We start from the raw sequence: 19646 nt of genomic DNA on the forward strand, positions 1-19646 counted from the left end.
ATAAACTGGAATTCAAAACTTATACTTTATACATTTATTTCAATTTATTCTTTATTCTCAGACATGCTTCAGTATGCATGATCCAATGTCTGGAAAACGGCATCTGTATAAGTCCTCGTAAATCTTTATTGCACCAGTAATCAATCAACCAAACAGCATTCTCATCCGAACTGACTACACTCAACGCTTTCAGTTCTTCCCTTCGTTCATTCATTACCTTGATTTTAAGATCATTAAATGTAAGATTGCGAATAATATTCTCCGTACTCTTTTTTACATCTGCTATATACGAATACAATTCATCGATATCCAACTGCTTTGTAAAATCTGAAATCTGACCTTTAACAAGCTCATTTCCGGTTGTTATTATAGGAGAATTGATCCGGCTCTGATACTTTCCTGAAAACAATATTTCTTCATCTCCACATACAAGAGTGTTGGCAACGATATCCTCTATCCTAAAAATATGCCATAAAGAATAAGCAATATTTTTACTGTGATAACCGTCAGCATTCATAAAAGGCATAGCATCATAGTCTTCTCTGTCAAGATCAACCTTAAATGAAAGCATCGTATTCATCAGGTCGTTTCGCAATTCAAAAAGGACATCCTTACCCTCATTAAATGTATCTGCCTTTTTGATCAGCGACTGCATTCTTTTATTCTGTTCAGACCACTCTTTATTCATAGCTATTATTCCTCGCTGATATGATCCATTTGTCATCGTGCATTTAACTGAAAGATTCTTCTCCCTCATCACTCACATTTCTTAATATAATAAATGAATTCATTATCCCGACTCACTTCCACATATCCCAGCTTGGTATAAAAGGCGTTTGTTCTGACATTCCAAATGGGCGTATCTAATACAAATTCCTTTACATTTGAAAACATTGTCTCAATTTCCTGCATCATGTAGACTCCATAGCCTTTGCGATAATGCTCTGGGCTTACAAAGATCCTTCCAATGTTCAACTTGTCTTTTTCCAAAAATAGAATCGCACCGCCAACAATTAGTCCATTGTCCGTGAGCATATACAAATGATTTGTTCTGGCCATCTTTGTGTGATAAGAAACAGACATATATCCAGGTGGCCCACCAGCTGACGGTGCTCCAACCTGAACATCGCTATCAAAAGCTCTTTTAGATATTCCATTAAGTGTCAAAGCATCAGAAGTGCTTGCTTTTACAAATTGTAGGCTCATATCTTTACCCCCTTCTTTTCATCATCAGATAGCAGTTAATCCCACTCATTCGAAATATTCCTTCCGTTGCCCCTTGCAAACTCTGATTCTACTCCGTTATCTCTATCTGATTGCCTTCGATTACAACTATGCAACTTTCGTAATAATTATCACCAGTCGTACGCGGTCCACTTACAACCTCAAAACCGTCCTTTTTTAACCTTGTCGTTAGCTCATCAACTTTCTCTGTGCTACCAGCGCTAAAAGCAACATGAGCATAACCTGTACGATTCAAGTTCTTTTCCATATCTACAAGTCCAGGTTTATTCATTATTTCCAGCCTTGAACCATCCCCAAAGCTGATAAAGTACGATCTAAATCCTGTATTCTTATTGTGATAACCGGCATTAGAACTACCATCTAAATATTTAATAAAGAATTCTCTGGCTTCTTCTAGCTCATTTACATACAGGGCTACATGCTCTATTTTCATTAATCACTCTCCCGAATTTATATTTGTTGGTTTCTTTGCGCCAAATAAAATCGATATAGTTCTTCATTTGCAGCATTTATACATATGTCAAAGATCCACGGCATTTACTTCATCCTCTCCTCCGGCTTTTTCTTTGAAAACCATCCACGGAATATTCCACCCTTTACTATGGAAACCACTGTAAAGAATATATCCGCAGCCAGAATGAACAGGAACGAAGGCAGCATTATTCTCGTGTAATGCTTTCCATATTCCTTCCCTCGATTAATATAGGAGGCTATCCAGATGTCAAAGGTAATAATTCCACATCCAAAGAACAGAACCTCTGCTACATTCTTTAAAAAATTCAGCAAAACATTTCTGTCTAAAAAGTTTCCTGAATCAATCCCTGTAAGAATAAGGTTCAGTATCGTGACTGCAAAAACTACTACGATCATGATCCGCATCACATTCATCATGACTCCGCCGCCTATTCCCAAGCCACCGCACCACTTAATTTTACTCCTTATACAGAAGTTCTCCATGATCTGCATAAGCGGCTCATTCTGTCTGCCTTCTATAAAGCCATTATTTGCAATTGTATATACCCTGATCTTCGGATTATTGCTTTTGCACCAGACTTCCATCTCCCTTAGAAAAGGAAGTACGTGGGATGGGACGCCGTCCACATAAAGCGGCATTGCAAAAACAACTGCATCCGAATCCTCAAGTTCTATTAAGATATTCTCATAATCAGCCTTTGTACGGAGCTTCATTCTCTTTTTTGTTCCGGAAACAAAAATGCTTGTCATGTCGGCGATAAAACCTGATGCAGAAAGTCTCTTCTTGGGGCTGCAATCAATAAAAACTGTCTTCATATCTTCGATACCTCCAGGTCAGTGATATCATCCATAAATATAATTTCAGCAGACTGATATCCGTGGTTGATCCTATTTCTCTCCACCATCAATTCCCACGTACTCTTTTCATTATCACTAATATCACCGTAGACTATTACCTTCCATGTGCCCTTTCTTCCGTACCTTAAAGTATGATGCATCTCCCCTCCGCGATATGTGCTCATGGGAGTTGATGTCCCAATTGACCTGTCAAGAATGTTCTTAACCTCCGGGCTGTATCCGCCGTAGCAATTCTCAGTGATGATCACAAGGTCATCAGCCTGTCCGATCACCCTGCACATTTGATGAAGAGAATCCATCATGCCACAGGTTGCCGGGTGTCTTGTCCAGCAGTCAAAGCACCCCTGGCAAGGTGCATACTTACCATCAGCCCATATCACATCCGAAAGCTTTGTGCTGACTTGCTTATGAAAACTCTCGTCAAGATCGTGAATTATCATCCTCATATTTGTTCCTCCTTCACAACCTGATTATCTTCTGTTTTAACCTTTCAAAAATTCAAGAACAGCCTGATTAAACCTCCCTGGTTGCTTATTAGCTATAAAGTGATTGCCCTTAATGAAAGCAAGCTCAGAACGAGGAATTCTCGAAGCAATCAGTCTTGTGTGTTCTTCTTTTATCACGTCCCTTGTACCGGCAATAACCAAGGTTTTTGCTTGTATTAGTGCCAGTTCTTCTGGCTTCACATTAGGATTGTTTACCATCAAGCCAAGCATTTCAGCATTTAATCTTGCAGATTCATTTTTTCTGCAAATCTCATTGCAATCTTATAGCCTATTTCTATGGGAATCTGTCCTATTTTCAGTCCGATTAACTTAAAATTGCTGATCACTGAATTTCCTTTACCGAATGTTGTTACTTTCCGTATTCGTTCACATACTTGATCACATCATTCTTTTTATTAATTTTCTCAATTATTGACGTGTCCAATAAATTAAAAAAATCTTCAAACTGAATCTGCGAATTACTTCTTATTTTCTTAAGCATTTCAGTATCTTTCAGTTTTCTTTCCGCTTCGCTCCTAGGATATCCCTGCCCAAACGGTTCAGAAAAGAGCGCTTTTATTGTTTTATCAAAGTTTTCAACGCCTGCCCAAGTATAATCTTCGCCCAATGGAAGTGAAATAGCATTACCATTATTGATCTGTGCAAACAGATAAGCGTCCTTTGGAGTAGGCGCATATCCACAAATTACTCCAGGCATACTGTTACACGCCAGCATCATTCCCTGTCCGGATGAACAACCGGTAACAACAAAGTCAACTGCGCCGCTTGCAATTAGTATTCCAACAAGAACCGAAATATCTATATAGGAGTACTTTTCCTGCTCATCTAAAGTACAGCCAAAGTTTATGACTTCAGAATCTTTAGGGGCATATTTTTTTACAGTATTGAAAATAAGCTCATTTTTTTCAGCCTGAGAGCTCGCTTGAATTATTCCTATTCTCATAACGTCATCCTTAATGTATTTTGTGTTTACTTTTTACCTGCAATTCTGCAACAGATACATAGTGTTTAACGTTGAATACTTCAGGAGCACTTTCATTCAGCATCTGCATGTGATCCTCATTCCATGCGTGGAGCTGAGTTTCATCCATTGCCGCTCCTACTCCTCTGCAGGCGCGCATACGACCATGCCAGCATTCTCTTGTAAATGGAATATCAGTTCCAATCCATTTTGCGCCGTACCGGTGCATGTTCCGAGGAAGGACGCCGGTTCCTGTTCCAATATCGAGGACCTTCTGACCATCTTTGCACAAGCCCAGACCTAAAATGAATTGATAGAATTCATCGGGGTAAATATCTCTGTATTTCGCATAATCCTTTGAAGTATTGCCCCAGTCAAATGTCTTTCCATTATCAATATCTGAGAATTGCATATTAAGTCCCCCTATCCTTTCTTAAGTATATCAATTATTTAAGATATTGACGCTCTCTATAACTATTTCCGGTTCCGTCAGGTGAATATAATGAGTGCTTTTCTTAGCCTGGATCCATATTGCTCTTTTCGAATACCCTAAATACTCTTTCATGATCTCCTGCCACAGTTGTTCGATCCTGGCGGCAAAAGGCGGTGCCTGACACATCACTTTCTTTACAAAGCCTTTCATTCCAAGCTTAGTAAGCGTTTCTAAAAAAAAAAAGTTTTTACTCTTATCTACTCCGGATTTTTTAAACTCCTTCGCAGTTAATTCCTTCTTAAATCTATTATCTTCTGTAGTTAATGGGTCCAAAAGAATTAGTCCCTTTACCATCTCCGGATAGAGACCACAGAACTCGCTGGCATACAGTCCTCCCTGCGAATGTCCTATTATCACCAGCTTTTCATCATGCGGGATTTCATCTAGGAGATTCATTAATTCTTTAGCAATATTCGTAGGCGTTCTTTCTTTATCACTCTTATCACTGTGATTTATCCCGGCTCTTTCATAGACAAGCACACCGTGATTCTCTCCAAGTTCTCTTGCAAGCGCTTCCCATTCAGCTATGCATGCTCCAAGGCCCATTTCTATTACGATATCTACAGTTTTACTTCCAAAAATCTTATAATTCATGATAGCATTCCTCTTTTCGATTCATCCTATCATCCTCAAAATAAAACAGACCCAAATACACTTATTTGAGCCTGTTCTGCACTTATAATATTATATTTATTTCAACGTTTACAGAACACTAAATGCCATGTCATACATTTCTCCGGCATCATTGGTATTTCTAATATAATTTGGCTCATCCGGCTCATATCTGACATATTTTTCAACTTCTTCAATAAGGGCCAGGTAACATATCGCTAATGCGTATCTGATCTCTGTCTCTCCAGAAAGAACCAGTTTTTCTTCGGCAGTCTCATTATAGATATCAAGCTCTTTCTGTTTTGTTGACAACGGTGCTTTTTGCCCGGTACCAAGGGTTATGAAATCAGCTACAGGATCACCCCAAAAACCTCGCTCAGGATCAATCCAGCAGATCTTGCCATCGTGATAAAGGACATTACTGTCCCAAAGATCAAAATTCACCATTCGGCAAGGTACACTCTTAAGGAGCTCTGCATGTTTATCAATATATGAAATGAACTTCTCCCCATCCGGTGTCTCGTACCCAAGCTCCTTGCAATCCTTAACGAGATTCCCTGCCATGGACTTTAGTGCATCATACCATGTATCGTGGAGTCCGGATTGCCTGTAACCAAACCTGTCATTTTTGATCCTGTGTATCTTGGTAAGCATTTCTATTTTCTGCTTCTGAACGTTTTTGTATTCATTATCCGAGAAGTTTACTGCCCACAAGGGTTCTCCTTCCATCATCTGCATGATAAAGCAATTACTCTTCACAATATCTTTTGAAAAATCAGATACATACACTTCCGGGCAAAGAATATCTGTGTTCTCATGCATCATCCTATACCAGAACACTTCTGATTCCATCATGTTTTTCTCATATGAAAGAACCGTAGCACCCTCCGGAGGAGCTATCTTGAGGGCAAAACTCTTTCCGTCATCAAGTATTACCTTATATGCAGAATTGAACTCTCCATTACCAAGTGGTGCTATATCTGACACATTCCCAAGCTTATGGAATGCGAAAAGCTCCTTTATTTCTTCTAGGGTTGCTTCATATTTCGTTTTACTCTTTATCATCCTGACTCCTCTCCTGCCCTTTCTCTTTTTCCCACTCCGTACGCGAAATTGCATACGCGTAAGATATTTCATTCTTGGGATCAGGGTATTCTTTCACTTTTTTCATACCATTGCCCATAGCTGTTGAGTAGGAGCCAATATTGGTATACTTCATATAAGAGTAAATCTTATCATAATCTGTATTCTCAAATGCCCAGTCTCTGCATGCGCGCGCAGCTTCTTTTGCAAATCCCTGTCTCCAGAATTTCTTGTTAATGTGGTAGCCTATTTCTGGCAGCAATTCTCCGTCAATATTCTGGATAGTAATACCACAATCGCCTATGAATTCTCCTGTCTTTTTAAGTGTGACTGCCCAAAGGCCGAATCCATAGGTTTTATAATTATCAAGATTCCAGGTTATCCATCCCATTGTCTTCTCTTTATCAAACGGGGCAGGATAATGCTGCATAGTCTCAGGATCGGATAATATTTCATACAAGGCATCAAAGTCATCTACAGTGAATTCTCTGAGGATCAATCTCTCCGTTTCTATTTTCATAGTAACCTCCCTGATCATTCAAACTAATCAATTATTTTGTTTGGCCATTTACAGATTCCCACCTCAAGTGCTCTTTCTTCCTTAAGATGAAAATCTGCATATTTACAGTACCAACAGCCTTTCAAGCTTGGAATCGCATCCTCTCTTGGGGTGTATGCAGGGCAGATATCCTCTGGCCATACACTTCCCTCTCTCTTGGGAATATCGTAATTGTTTGATTTATTATCCATTAAAAGTAACTCTCCTTATAATGAACTTCCGCTCTCGCATTCGCTCGCCGGAAGACGCGCGAACCAAGCTCAAAAGTACTTCGCTAGGTTCTTACAGCCTAAAGTCCATATAACTATCCATAACTTCAGAATATCTGCTCTTTGTCACAGGTATCTGTTCCCCACCGCGAAGCGTAATATCTATCTTTGTCAATTTATCAATCGCTGCTATATTCACAGCTATTGATTCATGGCATCTTACAAAATCTTTGCTTGGATGGTTCTCTGAAAGATATTCAGCAAATCCTATCCTTAAAGTTGGGGTTGATATGATCTCACCATTATCCATGTGATATGAGACCACGTGATTGCGATATTCTATATAAAGAATGTCACTAAGGTGCAGGGTCTGCATACCACCCTTGATCTTTATACAAACACTTTTATCACTACCAATATCCACGCGGGAAATTGCCAGATCAAGAGTTGAAAAGAACTTTTCCTTTTCAATCGGCTTCAAAATATAATTTATGGGATTTACATCAAAAGACTCCAGCGCATATGAGCTCTCAGAAGTTGCAAAAATGATCTGGGCATCCGGCTGATTCCACCGTAGTTCTCTGGCAGCCTGTATTCCTGTAACCATTGGCATAACTATATCCAAAATGTAAATATGGGGCCTGTAATGCTCGCACTCCTCTATAAGTGTGTCCGGGTGATCAAATACCCTGACATGTGCTTTTATAGATTTTTTCTTCAAATAGTCCTGAAGAAGGACATGTACCTTTTCCCGATCAGACTTGTCATCATCACATATAGCAATACGTAATTCAGAATCCTCAATAAAATCCTTATTTTCCATATAACCCCCTGTAATAGTATGATTGACTATATCAAACCAATTATATCAGAGTTTTTCATTCTTAAAGTCTCATTTGCCCTCAAGTCTGCGTTTTGCATCAGAATTAGTACTGATAATCTGGGAAAGCTTTGAGCATGCATTCATTTCATGGCAATCTCCACAAGTCTCAACTTTTCTTCCCAGTGCGCACTGTCTGATCTCGCACATGGACTGGCAATATGGGAACTTCACCCCCGTAAGCCTGCAGCCTACGCAGTTGATCATGTCGGGTGTTATTTCTACACCATTGAGCTTTGACCACTCTTTGGCCACTTTTGCTCTTAGATCGTTGTTGTCATTAACTGTTGCTATACGCGCTTCACACTGTTCACAATCAAGTCCGCAAAATGCGATATAATCTGTCATGGCTAATCTCCTTTTCCAAATATGTTTTTCTCTTCCTGTTCTAACTTTATCACCAAATAAAAACAGACCTTATCACTTACACTAATAAAGGTCTGTTTTACACTTACTTTTATGCTTTTTGGGAGCTGCTTAGTCAAAGTTCTTTCCAAATTTTCCAAGTAGCAAAAACGTTCCCAGCACTGCATTGAAGGTTACTGCCGAAAAGGTGCTGAATCTCTCAAATAGCCCGAATACTGCCTTTGGCATGATTCCTGTCCCAATAGGTCCAAGCAGCATTGCAGCAAGGCACACACATGCCCAGATAAAAAGAGATTTCATCCCTTCTTTTTTTGCTCCAATTATTGACAGGATCAGCGCCGTCAGTGAAAAGATCACCACAAGGGCAGTCACTATAAGGTGCATCACGTTCTGAGGGTGACTACTGTCAGCATCTGCCACCCATGGAAAGAGTTTATAACCAACATCAGAAATCCATTCCATAGCTGCAAAGAAATATATTCCCAGCCTCAAAATCTTAATCTTAAGATTCTGAGATGCCACGCAGACAGCCATGATAGAAACAAGTCCACAAGGTCCATACAAGGCATTCAGCTGCCCTGCAAGCTCCGCAGATGGAGCTCCAACAGCACTTAGATCACTTACCGCCATGCTGAGCCAGTCATACCCCGGATAGGCAAGAGGCGAAAACACAACCATTGCCGTGTATGAAAGCAAACTGATAATTCCACAAATACCAAGTTTTGATAATTTCATAAATGTATCTCCTTTTGGGGTCTTGCCTTAGTATGATGTGCCTTTTCAAGCATGTGTTATTGCCTGCATCATATATTCATCGCCGCGGCTATCCTCAAAGAACTTCCCTTGTACAAAGAACGTAGTGTCTTCCTCATGGAGCTCGCTCTTTACAAAGCCACTGGTATCCTTCGGTGTAAAGCAAAGAACAACTTTCTTTACCTGCGATCCAAATGCCCTGATAACCTCATCTACTGCCCCGGCACCAATGATTGTGTGTAAGATCAGTGTGTCATCCTCCACTTCAGCAATAGCGTAGCTGTTGCACTCCTCAATATAGAACAGGTTCTCCGTCATGAACTGCGACAGATAGAACATATACAATCCGGGATTATCGACCATATAAAGCTGAGCGTTCTGTTTTTTTGTATCTAAAATCTCTACAGTCCTGTCGAAATCAATCTTATCCCTAAGCAGTACATTTTGTGCAGTGCATTCGCCAGATATTGTCACATCTTTTGTAAACTGATATTCTTTTGCTTCTCTAAACCCAAATTTTGGATAAAACTCAAGTACAGAATCATTGGCAAAAAGATATATCCCATCTACTTTTCCGTCATAATCTTTCATGACCTCTTCCATCAGGGCTCTTGCATACCCTTTTCCTCTGTAGTCATCATCTGTCATGATCGTTCCAAGTTGTATAAGCTTAACCAGCTTACCCTTATAGTTCATATTGCAGGCGTTGACTGAAACATTTGAAACAACCTCTCCGTCTAACACCACCGAATATGGGATGTAGTTGTCCTTCCAAAATCCATTTCTATACCAGTTTTCGAAGTTAAGCCCAAAAGTCCTTTCCGCCAATCTGTTAAAAGATGCTCTAAGAGCTTCATTGTTTCTATAATTCTTTTCTATGCAAAAGTCCTTAGTCCCATCTGCTCTCTTCATAGCATTCTTAATTATTGTATCTTGCATCATACTATTTCCCCTCCAGTGCTCAATCACAGTCAAATATTGCCTTGCTCTCAAGTCTGTCTCCATAAGTATCCTTCCACTTCTTATGCACCTCAGATGCATCAAAGCTATTTAGTCCTTCCGCTGACAGATTCATCTCTATCATGATGCTGTATCTGTTCTCTCTGGTACTGTTGGACTTATGTATCACAAATGACTCCACACCTGGGATTTCCAACGTAGCGCCAAACAACTCCTGGATCTCTGGGAGTAATTTCTCCGTATCGCGCCTATCTTTAAACTTAACAATTATGTAATGCTTCATTAGTCAAATCTCCTTTGGACTGTTTTGCACTGATTTACTTCTTTAGCAGCTTTTTTGCCTTGGCGCACCGCTTAAAGTACACTACATGCTCCAATCAAGCCAGTACAGGTATAATTTTTCCTGATTCTATACAATATCTATCTGTTGCTATCCTATCAACAAAGACCTTATCGTGAGACGTAAACAAAAGCGTTCCCTCATACTCCATTAACATTTTCTCAAGAGCCTCTACCGACGGAATATCCAGGTAATTAGTAGGTTCATCAAATATCAACAGATTAACATCTGACACAAAAAGCATGGCAAAAGAGAGCTTCATGCGCTCGCCACCGGAAAGCTCAAATGCCTTTTTATTCATATCTCTTTCTGATAATAAGAGACGGGCAAGTACTATCCTGGAAAGGCTCTCGCTCTGGATACTGACTCTGCGCACATTTTCAAGCACTGTCTGTTCAAGATCAATCTGTGACATGTTCTGCCTGGCATATCCAATTTTCGCTCCGGGAACAATATGTATTCCCTCATACTTGTCACTTATCAACTCAAGAAGTGTTGTCTTTCCCACACCATTTCCACCGATAAGAGCTACCTTGCTGCCATTTCTGATAATAAAGTCAGCATCATCAAATATCATATGGTCATCATAATGAAAAGAAATATGCTCTCCTCTAATGACAATAGGATTCCTTGGTGGATTGGTCAGTCTGAAATCCGGTCTTGCTGTGAGTTCTTCCTTCGGTTTCTCTTTAACCTCCATATGTTCAATGCGCCTGAGCACATTTGTGGCACTTTTTTCTATTCCTCGCGCTTTGTCTTCAGGCTTCCTGTTGCCGCATAAGCTGATGGCCTTTGCCTCGCTTGAAGTAAGATTCCTTGGTTTTTTCTCAACAGTTTTTGCCTTTGCTTTTTTCTGAGTATAAACCCTCTGAAGCCGCTTTTTCTCTGCCTGGTAGTTCTCATACTCTGACTGCATGGCTTTAAACTGTTCTTCTTTTTGAATTACATAGTCATCATAATTACCCGAATAACAGTTAAGCTTTCCAAAAGAAATCTCTACTATACGGTCACATATATCATTCAGTACCGATCTGTCATGACTGATCATTACCAGCGTTTCTATTTCTTTTAACCGCTTCTTTAGCATCTCCACGCCTTCATAATCAAGGTTTGATGTCGGCTCATCCAAAAAAGCTACTGCATGAGGACATGAAAATAACTGAGCAAGCCTGATCCTTGTGTCTTCACCGCCACTTACATTATCCTGCCAAAGCTTTTGGCTTACGCCCATTTTGCCCGCTTCGCTAAAGTCTGTCTCGTAGTATGCGTCGCTCCCGCCAAACTGTTCAAAACAGAAAGGCTCACAGTCTCTTGAAACGAAGCCTTTAGTTGGCTCTAATTCACCTGAAAGGATTTTAAGGAGCGTAGTCTTTCCAGCACCATTCATTCCAACAAGCCCAACTTTCTCGCCTTCATACAGGTAAAATCTGTCAAAATCTAGAACTGTCTGCTCACCAAATGAATGTGCTATATTCTCTGCTTTAATCAGTAATCTCTTAGACATATACAAGCCTCCCTTGTCGGCTTTTTAGTAAAAAAACTAAATAAATAGCCTATCCTGCGTACGCAAAATAGACTCATACAAAAAAGACCTATATATGACAGGCTTAGAATGCATGATAATCCAATTTAAGCGTACACATAACACTGCTATCAGAAATAGCAGCAACATCAACATGTTCACCTAAATCAAATTATCTAATAATCATTCCTTCACCCTACGAAAAATCGCCCTTTCATTTATAAAAAGATGATAGCATATGCTCCAGCTCAGAACAAGCCTTTACACTGATTTAGGCTTGTTTTACACTGATTTGCATTTACTCATTATTTTTCCGTCTTTCCAGACTATATCTATAGTTTTATTCCCTTTTAGCTTAAGGCCTTTTATACTTCCGCTTTTCCATTCTTTTGGAAGTGCCGGAAGCACAACCGGTCCGTCTGAAGTGTCATGAAGCAACATATTGGCAATCGCTGCAGTAGCGCCAAAGTTACCATCAATCTGAAAAGGTGGATGATTATCAAACAAGTTATTCAGAGTAGATTTGGTCAGAAGCATATTTAAGTGCTCAAGGGCCTTCTCTCCATCATGTAGCCTTGCATAGAAATTAATTATCCACGCCCTGCTCCATCCGGTATGTCCGCCGCCATTTTGGAGTCTTCTGTCAATTGTGACTCTTGCTGCATCTGCAAGCTCTTTTGTGGACTGAACTGAGATCTGATCTGAAGGGAAGAGACCATATAACTGTGAAATATGCCTGTGTCCCGGCTCTTCCTCCTGATAGTCTTTTGCCCATTCCATTATCTGACCATGCTTCCCGATATTTGTTGGACGCAGCCTGTCTTTGGCTTTTTGCATTTCATCAATTTCTTCATCATGCCTGCCAAGAACATCAGAAGCTGCAATACATTGTGTGAAAAGATCTCTTAAGATCATGTTGTCCATCGTTACACCATATCCATTGCAGCCTTTATGGAATGTGTCAATTATATATGTATTCTCAGGGGATACAGAAGGGCAGGTAACAAGGTATCCGTCCTTATCTTCAATAAGGAAATCCAAAAAGAATCTGGCTGATTCAAGCATAAGATAATAATGTTTTTCCAAAAAAGCTTTGTCACAGGTATACTCGTAGTGGTTCCAAATATGGGTGGACAGCCATGCAAAGCCCATTACCCAGTATGTCCCGGGAATCCATTGATCCTGAGGCGCAGTATCTCCCCATATATTTGTGTTGTGATGAGCAACTATTCCTCTGCAGCCGTACATTGAAGAAGCAGTTTCTTTTCCATGCTCATACATTCTTTCCATCAGATCAAACAGTGGAAGGTGACATTCGGAAAGATTACAGATTTCCGCCGGCCAGTAATTCATCTCAGCATTGATATTTATGGTATATTTACTGTCCCAGGCAGGTGTAAAACTGTCATTCCATATTCCCTGAAGATTTAGTGGCAGTGATCCGGGTCTGCTTCCGGAAATCATCAGATATCTTCCGAAATTGAAATATAGAACATAAATACCAAGATCTTTTACTTCATTCCCCTTATCAACGCATTCTCTTACAAGCTCAAGCCTTTTATCTGTCGGCATTTCTTCATAGCTTCTGTCATCTGAATCCAGAGAAAATGAGACTCTGTCAAAGAGCTTTCTGTAATCGGCTAAATGTCTTTTAATTAGCTCTTCATATGACAAATTGGATGCTAAGCTGCACTCTTCACAAAGCTCTTTTTCAAGCTCTTTATATCTGGATGTAGATCCACCGTCTATGGTCAAAAGCACTTCGTCTGCTTCTTTAACAACAAGACTCTCACCTATTACTGCAACCTGACCTCCTACGGCATTTGCAGTAACTACTACTCCAAAGTCCATTCCATCACTGCCAAGTTTGCCATAAAGATAAATAGTATGGTCATTTATTTTCTTAACTGCCTGATACTCTCGTCCTCTTGTCAGTAATGCATCAAAAGATATACTGCCGCCTTCAGAAGCTGAGATACGCATAAACATGCACTTATTAGGATAACTGGAAAACATTTCTCTCTTAAAAGCTATGTCTCCAACTTTAAACTCTGTAGTTGCAACTGCGTTTTCAATATCCAGAGATCTACAGTAATTTGTCATCTCACCATCTCTATAGTCAAAAGATATCTCGAGATTCCCCAATGTCTGATAAGGCTGCATGCTCTGAGGTATTCCGGAAAAAGCCCTTTTTAAAAGCTTTTCACCTTCTTTTATATTTCCATCCATCAAAAGTTTTCTTACTTTTGGAAGGTTCTTTAGTGCATCCGGATTATTCCTGTTTTTATAGCCTCCCAGCCAGATGGAATCTTCATTCATCTGTATAAGCTCTTTTTCCACCCTGCCAAATATCATGGCTCCAAGCCTTCCATTCCCTACAGGCAAGGCTTCATTCCAATTTTCAGCCGGATGTTCATAGTATAATTTTGTATTCCCCATTGTGACATTTACTCCCCATTTTCTCTTAGAAAGGATTCGCATACATTCTCAAGGGCATCAGCTGCAGCCCAGAGATTATAACTAAACCATGAGCTATATGGCCTTCCATCGCTGTATCTCTCAACAGTAAGACCATCACTTGGACACCACCGCTCAGATAACACCCCGTACCTTCCATAACCTGTTTTTTCCGGATACAGTTCAAGAGTCTGCATGAGCCATGTGATGCCATCCTGTCCTCTTAGTCTATAATACTCATCATTCAGGCTGTTTCCAAGATACAATATATCTTCATTTACAATAGCTCCCATAGGATGAATATGAGGATTAGATACTGATGTCACGCTACCACCACAGCTGTTCCAATCGCTATATTCTTTTTTTAATGGTGCAAAATCAGGTCTGGTCTTATATCCATATCTCCATAAAAACTCATAGTCTGCTCCATCCTTCAGATAATCAAGATATTTATCCTTCCCTGTTAGTTCATGCATGATCCTGGATGCCCTGATAAAACTTAGATTTCCTTCTTCATCCACAGACTTCCAGGTATCCATAGGCGTGCCTGAGCAGCATAAATTACGCACATCCTTATAATAATAATCAAGTGCCTTATCTACTGATTCAAGATATTTTTCATCATGTGTCAGTTCATAGCAGTAAGCACCCGCAGCAGCAAACCAGCACCCAGCAAAGCCATCCCAATCAAGAACTTTAGGCTTTTCAACACTGTAAGTATATCCATAATTCCCATCTTCCCTCTGAAGCGAGATTACAGTGTCCATCACTTTAAGTGCTGTTTCAAGCCATTTTTTATCATAGGGCTTCCCTTTTAGTTTTAAATATCTTATGGTCTTAAGAATATAATGAAGCGCGCTTCCATTAGTGTATGAACAGTGACAGTCTTTGGTCAGCCCAAATCCTGACCACCAGCCATTAACGTTACTGCCATCAATTGGTGTCATGATATCGTTGTACAATCCTGACTTTTCATTATAAGAATCTGTTATCCTGTCTATTATTTTCTCACCAGACATAGCTTCATTTAACAGCTCATCCGCCTCATTTCCAAGGACTTCTCTTGTCAATACAAGTGGGTAAGCCAATACTCCTCCACCTGTCCACCCAATCTCTACAACGTTTCTCCATGGCTTAAGTTCCATATCAAGCGGCGGTTTGCATTTTACATTGGTATATTCACCTTCTTCTTTATTCCAATTGACTTTTACAAAGGCTTCCAAGAGTCCTCTTGCAGCTTCCTTATATGTTTTTTTATAGCAAGGTTCCTCATGCCTGTCTTCATATTCCATCCTAACTATTTCATGAATGAGCCTCCTGTCACTTCCCTCAAAGAAATAGATATATCCGGAAGTTTCTGCTTTATTAGCTCTGTCATATGTAGAGGGAGTTGGTATTCTTTTGCAGGTAGCTGTGCAAGGATAGTTTGTATATCCGAGCGATACCCCAATATAATCAGGCAGCTCGGACATCAGCCCATTGTGGATATCTCCTGAATATGGTTCCACTGACATTCCCAAAACACCCTGTCCAGTACATATTGCAGATATTGGCATAGCTGCTCTGTCTGCCCTAAATTCCCACTTTGGACTACAGAAAAAATATCTGTTGTTATCATTTGTTAAGAGAGGGAACTCCCCAGGAACCACGAATGGCTCATTGTTATTTCCAAAAATATTGCATGGAATCACATGAAAAGCTTCCCCACTATTTTCAGCAAGTCTTAGTTTGAACCTCAAGGCTGTAGGATATTTTGCCTCAAAAGAAACACTATAGAATAGTCTTTTATCTCTTTTTTCAAGAACCAGGCTATAAATCCCCTGATTGTCATAGTCGCTGAAATGAATCCCTGAGTACGCATCTCCTTGTGCCTCTTTTACCGGAATCCATACACTTTCCTTTACATATTCAAATTCAATTTCAATTCTAGTGTTTTTATACTCAAACTGCATGTTTTAACTCCTTGTCTATGATAAAATGAATAATAGTTTTTAACTTGGGGGAATTTCTGATGAGGCTTTACAAAATCGTTGTTGCTGATGACGAATCAAAAATCAGAGAAGGACTTGTCAATCTTTTTCCGTGGAATAATCTGGGCTTTGAGGTAGTTGCTGATTTTTCAAATGGTCATGAAGTTCTGGATTATCTTGACATGCATAAAGATGTAGATGTGGTTCTTACTGATATTCAGATGCCTGACATCAATGGAATAGAGCTTTCTGAAGCTCTTCTTGAAAAAGATATCCGTGTAATATTCTTTTCAAGCTATCAGGATTTTGCTTACGCAAAGGCTGCTATTACCAATCATGTCTTTGAATACCTCACCAAGCCAATCAAATATGAAGATCTGGTGTCATGCTTCAACAAACTACGGACTGTTCTTGACAAAGAAGCGGAATCAAAAGTTTTTTCCTCACAAAAAACAGAAGCATCCTTCGCACCTTCTACTGACAAAATAGATCTTGTAAAAAAAGTCTTAAAGTATATTGAGAATAATTACAGAAAGTGTTCTCTTGAGGAAGCTGCTGGAGATGTCTTTATGTCGCCCAGCTATCTATCAACTGTTTTTAGCAAAGAGACCGGAATCACATTTAGTGAGTATCTGCAAAAAGTACGCATGGAACACGCTTGTGACATGCTAAAAGACCCATCTGTCAAACAGTACCAAATTGCTTCGCTGGTTGGATATGATAATCCCAAGAACTTTTCTCGCGCTTTTAAAGCATATTTTGGCATATCTCCACAAGACTATCGCGCCAAGCATTTTTCAAAAACAGAGGACAGTCCATTATGATGCTTCGAAAGTTCTTCCTAAAGAGATTAAAAAAATATACTCTGATTCTGTTCCTTCCTTTATTTGCAGTTATGCTGGCAACACTATTTTTCTTTTCCAGAAATCAGATCAACTATATCAAAGTTGAATCTAAATCTTCAGCTGATCGACTTGAAACCAACATAGATCAGCTCTTTTCTGATGTCATATATCAGCAGAGCATCATAACCGGCAATCCCAGTATTATTCTTTCACTTAGAAAAATGCTTACTGATATGACTATGGATTACAGCAACTATTCCATGTTTAATACCATGACCGGGCTTATACGCAGTGTCAACATGGCTAATCCTTATATCATTAGTATCTACTACTATCAGGACGGATGCAGCAGAATATATAGCTCAGAAGATGGGATTGAAGAGATCAGCACTTTTCCAGACAGCACCTTCACCAATTATCTGGGGCGTGCCAATTCGGGTAAAAACTACGTAACTACCAGAAAATACATAACTGATTCTTTTTCAAAGGAAAAAGAAATCCTGACCTTTTATATGTCAATGCCGACAATGAAAGGAACTGCTGTAATAAATATCTCCATGGACAACCTTATATCAAGAATGAACTCTCTTAGGGCCAATCCTTACGAGTCTCTTTTTGCACTAAATGACAACGGAGAGATTCTTTTTTACTCCTCTGACAACGTACGTTTATCTGAAGATGACTTGTCTGTTATCACTAATAAAGCAGCAAACAACAAAAATCTCTCAAAAGAATGGATAAAACTTGGGTCGAAAAACTACTGGATCAGCACATACTACGGCCCCACAACAGACATTTTATATGTATCTCTTATCTCTTCTGATGTTATTTTGGCATCCATGAGAACCACTTTATTGGGATTCCTCATAATATTTGTCGCCGCTTTTGTTGCTGTATTTATTATTTCTTACAGAGTAACCAATGATTCCTTCTCACATATCCAAAAGATCATTGATACTTTTTCAGATGCCGAAAAGGGAATATACCCCGGTGAAATTGATCAAAAAATCAACGATGAGTACGATATTATCCTCATGAACATACTTAAGCTATTCCTTAATTCCACATTGCTAAAAAGTAATTTGGAAAGGCAACGATTCGAAAAGCAGGTTGTTGAACTTGCCGCACTTCAGCTACAGATCAATCCTCACTTTTTGTCTAATACTCTACAAACCCTTGATTTTGAATCGCGCAAGTTGTCGGGAGGAAAACCTACTCAGCTCAATCGTATCATTACAGATTTGTCTGATATTTTGCGCTATTCATTAAGGCCATCAAACACTCTTGTCCCTCTAAAGGAAGAACTTGATGCACTGAAAAAGTATATAGACATCCAACAATACCGCTTTGGGGACGCTTTGGTGTTTTATACAGAGATAGATGATGCAGCTCTAAACTTCTATGTTCCAAGGCTAATATTGCAGCCCATCGTTGAAAACAGCATATCGCACGGAATCCTGCCTTCTAACAGGACCGGATTTATAAAATTAAAAGCTCTTTCAAATGGCGAACGCCTTACAATTAGTGTAACGGACACAGGTGTAGGCATGAATCGTAATGAGCTGGTAAAGCTCCGCAAACAAATAAACTCTAGTAATAACAATAATATAGGTCTTTCTAATGTTAACCGCAGACTGATCCTCACATATGGTCCTGAATCCGCTCTTCACATCATCAGTAAAGAAAAATATGGGTGCAGCATTAGCTTTTCAGCCTTTCAATCCCTGAGTAGCAATGCCTTCAACAAAGTATTTTTGAGCACTGAAGAAGAGAATAATAAGCGGGATATTTGAAACAAATGCCATTGCCATTACCTTATTCCATGGTATTACCGACTCAGCATCTATCGATAACTTAAGTGCCAATGAAATCGTGTATTTTTTAGCCGAGTTGATATACAAAAGGGGATTCAAATAGTCATTATAAGTCCATATGAACTGAAAGAGCCCTGCTGAAAATAAAGCCGGTTTCATCAGCGGAATTAGTATCTGTACAAAAGCTTGAAAAGATCCGCAACCATCGATATACGCGGATTCATCAAGTTCTTTTGGCAATCCTCTCATGAACTGTACAAGCATAAACACAAAGAAAGGATATGTTCCAAGTACAGCCGGCGCATAAAAGGGCATGTAGGTATTGACCCAGCCAAAGCTATTAAAAAGCGCATATCTTGGTATCATTATTACTGCATTTGGCAGCATTAGAGTCGATATCAAAAGCATAAAGAGTGGTTTTTTTCCGGGAAACTTAAATCTGGCAAATCCATACGCAACCATTGAACATGATGCTACTGTAAAGATCACAACAGGAATGACGATAAGAAATGTATTTTTAAAATATGTTGAATATGTAATTCCTGCTGTTCCTTTCCAACCTTCGATATAACCGCTAAAATCAAATGAATTTGGTAACAGTTTAAGCGAGCCAAATATTTCCTCATTTGTCTTAAATGTAGCAAGGAACATCCATAAAATCGGAAATAGCATTAAAACTCCCGCAACTGTAATAATAACATTAGCTACATAATGTCCTATCTTATTTTTCTTCATAATA

At 39.4% G+C, this 19646-nt stretch carries 22 protein-coding genes; 2 read left to right on the plus strand and 20 right to left on the minus strand.

What is annotated here, in order from left to right:
• Positions 1–34 precede the first annotated feature (34 nt).
• The 19 genes from C4S54_RS06090 to C4S54_RS06185 all read right to left on the minus strand — a co-directional run bounded on the left by C4S54_RS06090 (position 35) and on the right by C4S54_RS06185 (position 16230).
• Positions 35–688, minus strand: a complete 654-nt coding sequence (locus C4S54_RS06090; protein WP_090155030.1) for a phage head-tail adapter protein — start codon at positions 686–688, stop codon at positions 35–37.
• A 68-nt stretch (positions 689–756) separates the two neighbouring features.
• Positions 757–1206, minus strand: coding sequence for a GNAT family N-acetyltransferase (locus C4S54_RS06095; protein ID WP_024865553.1), 450 nt, complete (start codon positions 1204–1206; stop codon positions 757–759).
• 88 nt (positions 1207–1294) lie between these two features.
• Positions 1295–1678: a VOC family protein gene (locus tag C4S54_RS06100; protein ID WP_022773459.1), complete on the minus strand. Its 384-nt coding sequence runs from the start codon at positions 1676–1678 to the stop codon at positions 1295–1297.
• 104 nt (positions 1679–1782) lie between these two features.
• Entirely contained in the window at positions 1783–2535 is a 753-nt protein-coding gene (locus C4S54_RS06105) for a hypothetical protein (RefSeq protein WP_103868731.1), read from the minus strand.
• Positions 2532–3023, minus strand: a complete 492-nt coding sequence (locus C4S54_RS06110) for a hypothetical protein (RefSeq protein WP_103868732.1) — start codon at positions 3021–3023, stop codon at positions 2532–2534. The genes C4S54_RS06105 and C4S54_RS06110 overlap by 4 nt, the downstream gene beginning before the upstream one ends.
• Positions 3024–3432: 409 nt before the next feature.
• A complete protein-coding gene (locus tag C4S54_RS06120) occupies positions 3433–4026 on the minus strand; it encodes an RpiB/LacA/LacB family sugar-phosphate isomerase (RefSeq protein ID WP_103868734.1) in 594 nt (197 codons plus the stop codon).
• A 10-nt stretch (positions 4027–4036) separates the two neighbouring features.
• Positions 4037–4456, minus strand: coding sequence for a hypothetical protein (locus C4S54_RS06125; protein WP_103868735.1), 420 nt, complete (start codon positions 4454–4456; stop codon positions 4037–4039).
• A 30-nt stretch (positions 4457–4486) separates the two neighbouring features.
• Positions 4487–5131 (minus strand): alpha/beta fold hydrolase, encoded by a 645-nt coding sequence (locus C4S54_RS06130; RefSeq protein ID WP_103868736.1) that lies wholly within the window; start codon positions 5129–5131, stop codon positions 4487–4489.
• A 108-nt stretch (positions 5132–5239) separates the two neighbouring features.
• Complete coding sequence (locus C4S54_RS06135) at positions 5240–6214, minus strand: aminoglycoside phosphotransferase family protein (protein ID WP_160110702.1); 975 nt, start codon at positions 6212–6214, stop codon at positions 5240–5242.
• Positions 6201–6752 carry a GNAT family N-acetyltransferase gene (locus C4S54_RS06140; protein ID WP_103868738.1) on the minus strand — a complete coding sequence of 184 codons (552 nt, stop codon included), beginning with the start codon at positions 6750–6752 and terminating at the stop codon, positions 6201–6203. The genes C4S54_RS06135 and C4S54_RS06140 overlap by 14 nt, the downstream gene beginning before the upstream one ends.
• Before the next feature lie 23 nt (positions 6753–6775).
• Entirely contained in the window at positions 6776–6982 is a 207-nt protein-coding gene (locus tag C4S54_RS06145; protein ID WP_103868739.1) for a hypothetical protein, read from the minus strand.
• Between the two features lie 91 nt (positions 6983–7073).
• Positions 7074–7823, minus strand: a complete 750-nt coding sequence (locus tag C4S54_RS06150) for a LytR/AlgR family response regulator transcription factor (RefSeq protein ID WP_103868740.1) — start codon at positions 7821–7823, stop codon at positions 7074–7076.
• A 69-nt stretch (positions 7824–7892) separates the two neighbouring features.
• Positions 7893–8228: a DUF3795 domain-containing protein gene (locus C4S54_RS06155; RefSeq protein ID WP_074884867.1), complete on the minus strand. Its 336-nt coding sequence runs from the start codon at positions 8226–8228 to the stop codon at positions 7893–7895.
• A 129-nt stretch (positions 8229–8357) separates the two neighbouring features.
• Complete coding sequence (locus C4S54_RS06160; RefSeq protein ID WP_103868741.1) at positions 8358–8981, minus strand: DUF998 domain-containing protein; 624 nt, start codon at positions 8979–8981, stop codon at positions 8358–8360.
• 45 nt (positions 8982–9026) lie between these two features.
• Positions 9027–9941 (minus strand): GNAT family N-acetyltransferase, encoded by a 915-nt coding sequence (locus tag C4S54_RS06165; protein WP_160110703.1) that lies wholly within the window; start codon positions 9939–9941, stop codon positions 9027–9029.
• 19 nt (positions 9942–9960) lie between these two features.
• On the minus strand, positions 9961–10242 hold the full coding sequence (locus C4S54_RS06170; protein ID WP_103868743.1) for a Dabb family protein: 282 nt from the start codon (positions 10240–10242) through the stop codon (positions 9961–9963).
• A 94-nt stretch (positions 10243–10336) separates the two neighbouring features.
• On the minus strand, positions 10337–11803 hold the full coding sequence (abc-f, locus tag C4S54_RS06175) for a ribosomal protection-like ABC-F family protein (RefSeq protein WP_103868744.1): 1467 nt from the start codon (positions 11801–11803) through the stop codon (positions 10337–10339).
• A gap of 300 nt (positions 11804–12103) precedes the next feature.
• On the minus strand, positions 12104–14260 hold the full coding sequence (locus C4S54_RS06180) for a glycoside hydrolase family 95 protein (protein ID WP_160110704.1): 2157 nt from the start codon (positions 14258–14260) through the stop codon (positions 12104–12106).
• Between the two features lie 8 nt (positions 14261–14268).
• Complete coding sequence (locus C4S54_RS06185; protein WP_103868746.1) at positions 14269–16230, minus strand: hypothetical protein; 1962 nt, start codon at positions 16228–16230, stop codon at positions 14269–14271.
• Between the two features lie 59 nt (positions 16231–16289).
• On the opposite strand from C4S54_RS06185, the gene C4S54_RS06190 reads away from it, so the two are divergent.
• A complete protein-coding gene (locus C4S54_RS06190; RefSeq protein ID WP_103868747.1) occupies positions 16290–17072 on the plus strand; it encodes a response regulator transcription factor in 783 nt (260 codons plus the stop codon).
• Positions 17069–18886: a cache domain-containing sensor histidine kinase gene (locus tag C4S54_RS06195; protein ID WP_103868748.1), complete on the plus strand. Its 1818-nt coding sequence runs from the start codon at positions 17069–17071 to the stop codon at positions 18884–18886. The genes C4S54_RS06190 and C4S54_RS06195 overlap by 4 nt, the downstream gene beginning before the upstream one ends.
• On the opposite strand, the gene C4S54_RS06200 is transcribed toward C4S54_RS06195, so the two are convergent.
• Positions 18803–19642, minus strand: a complete 840-nt coding sequence (locus tag C4S54_RS06200; protein WP_103868749.1) for a carbohydrate ABC transporter permease — start codon at positions 19640–19642, stop codon at positions 18803–18805. The two genes, C4S54_RS06195 and C4S54_RS06200, sit on opposite strands and share 84 nt — an antisense overlap.
• Positions 19643–19646: the final 4 nt, after the last annotated feature.

The organism is Butyrivibrio sp. Su6 (assembly GCF_900108105.1).
Lineage (GTDB): Bacteria > Bacillota > Clostridia > Lachnospirales > Lachnospiraceae > Butyrivibrio.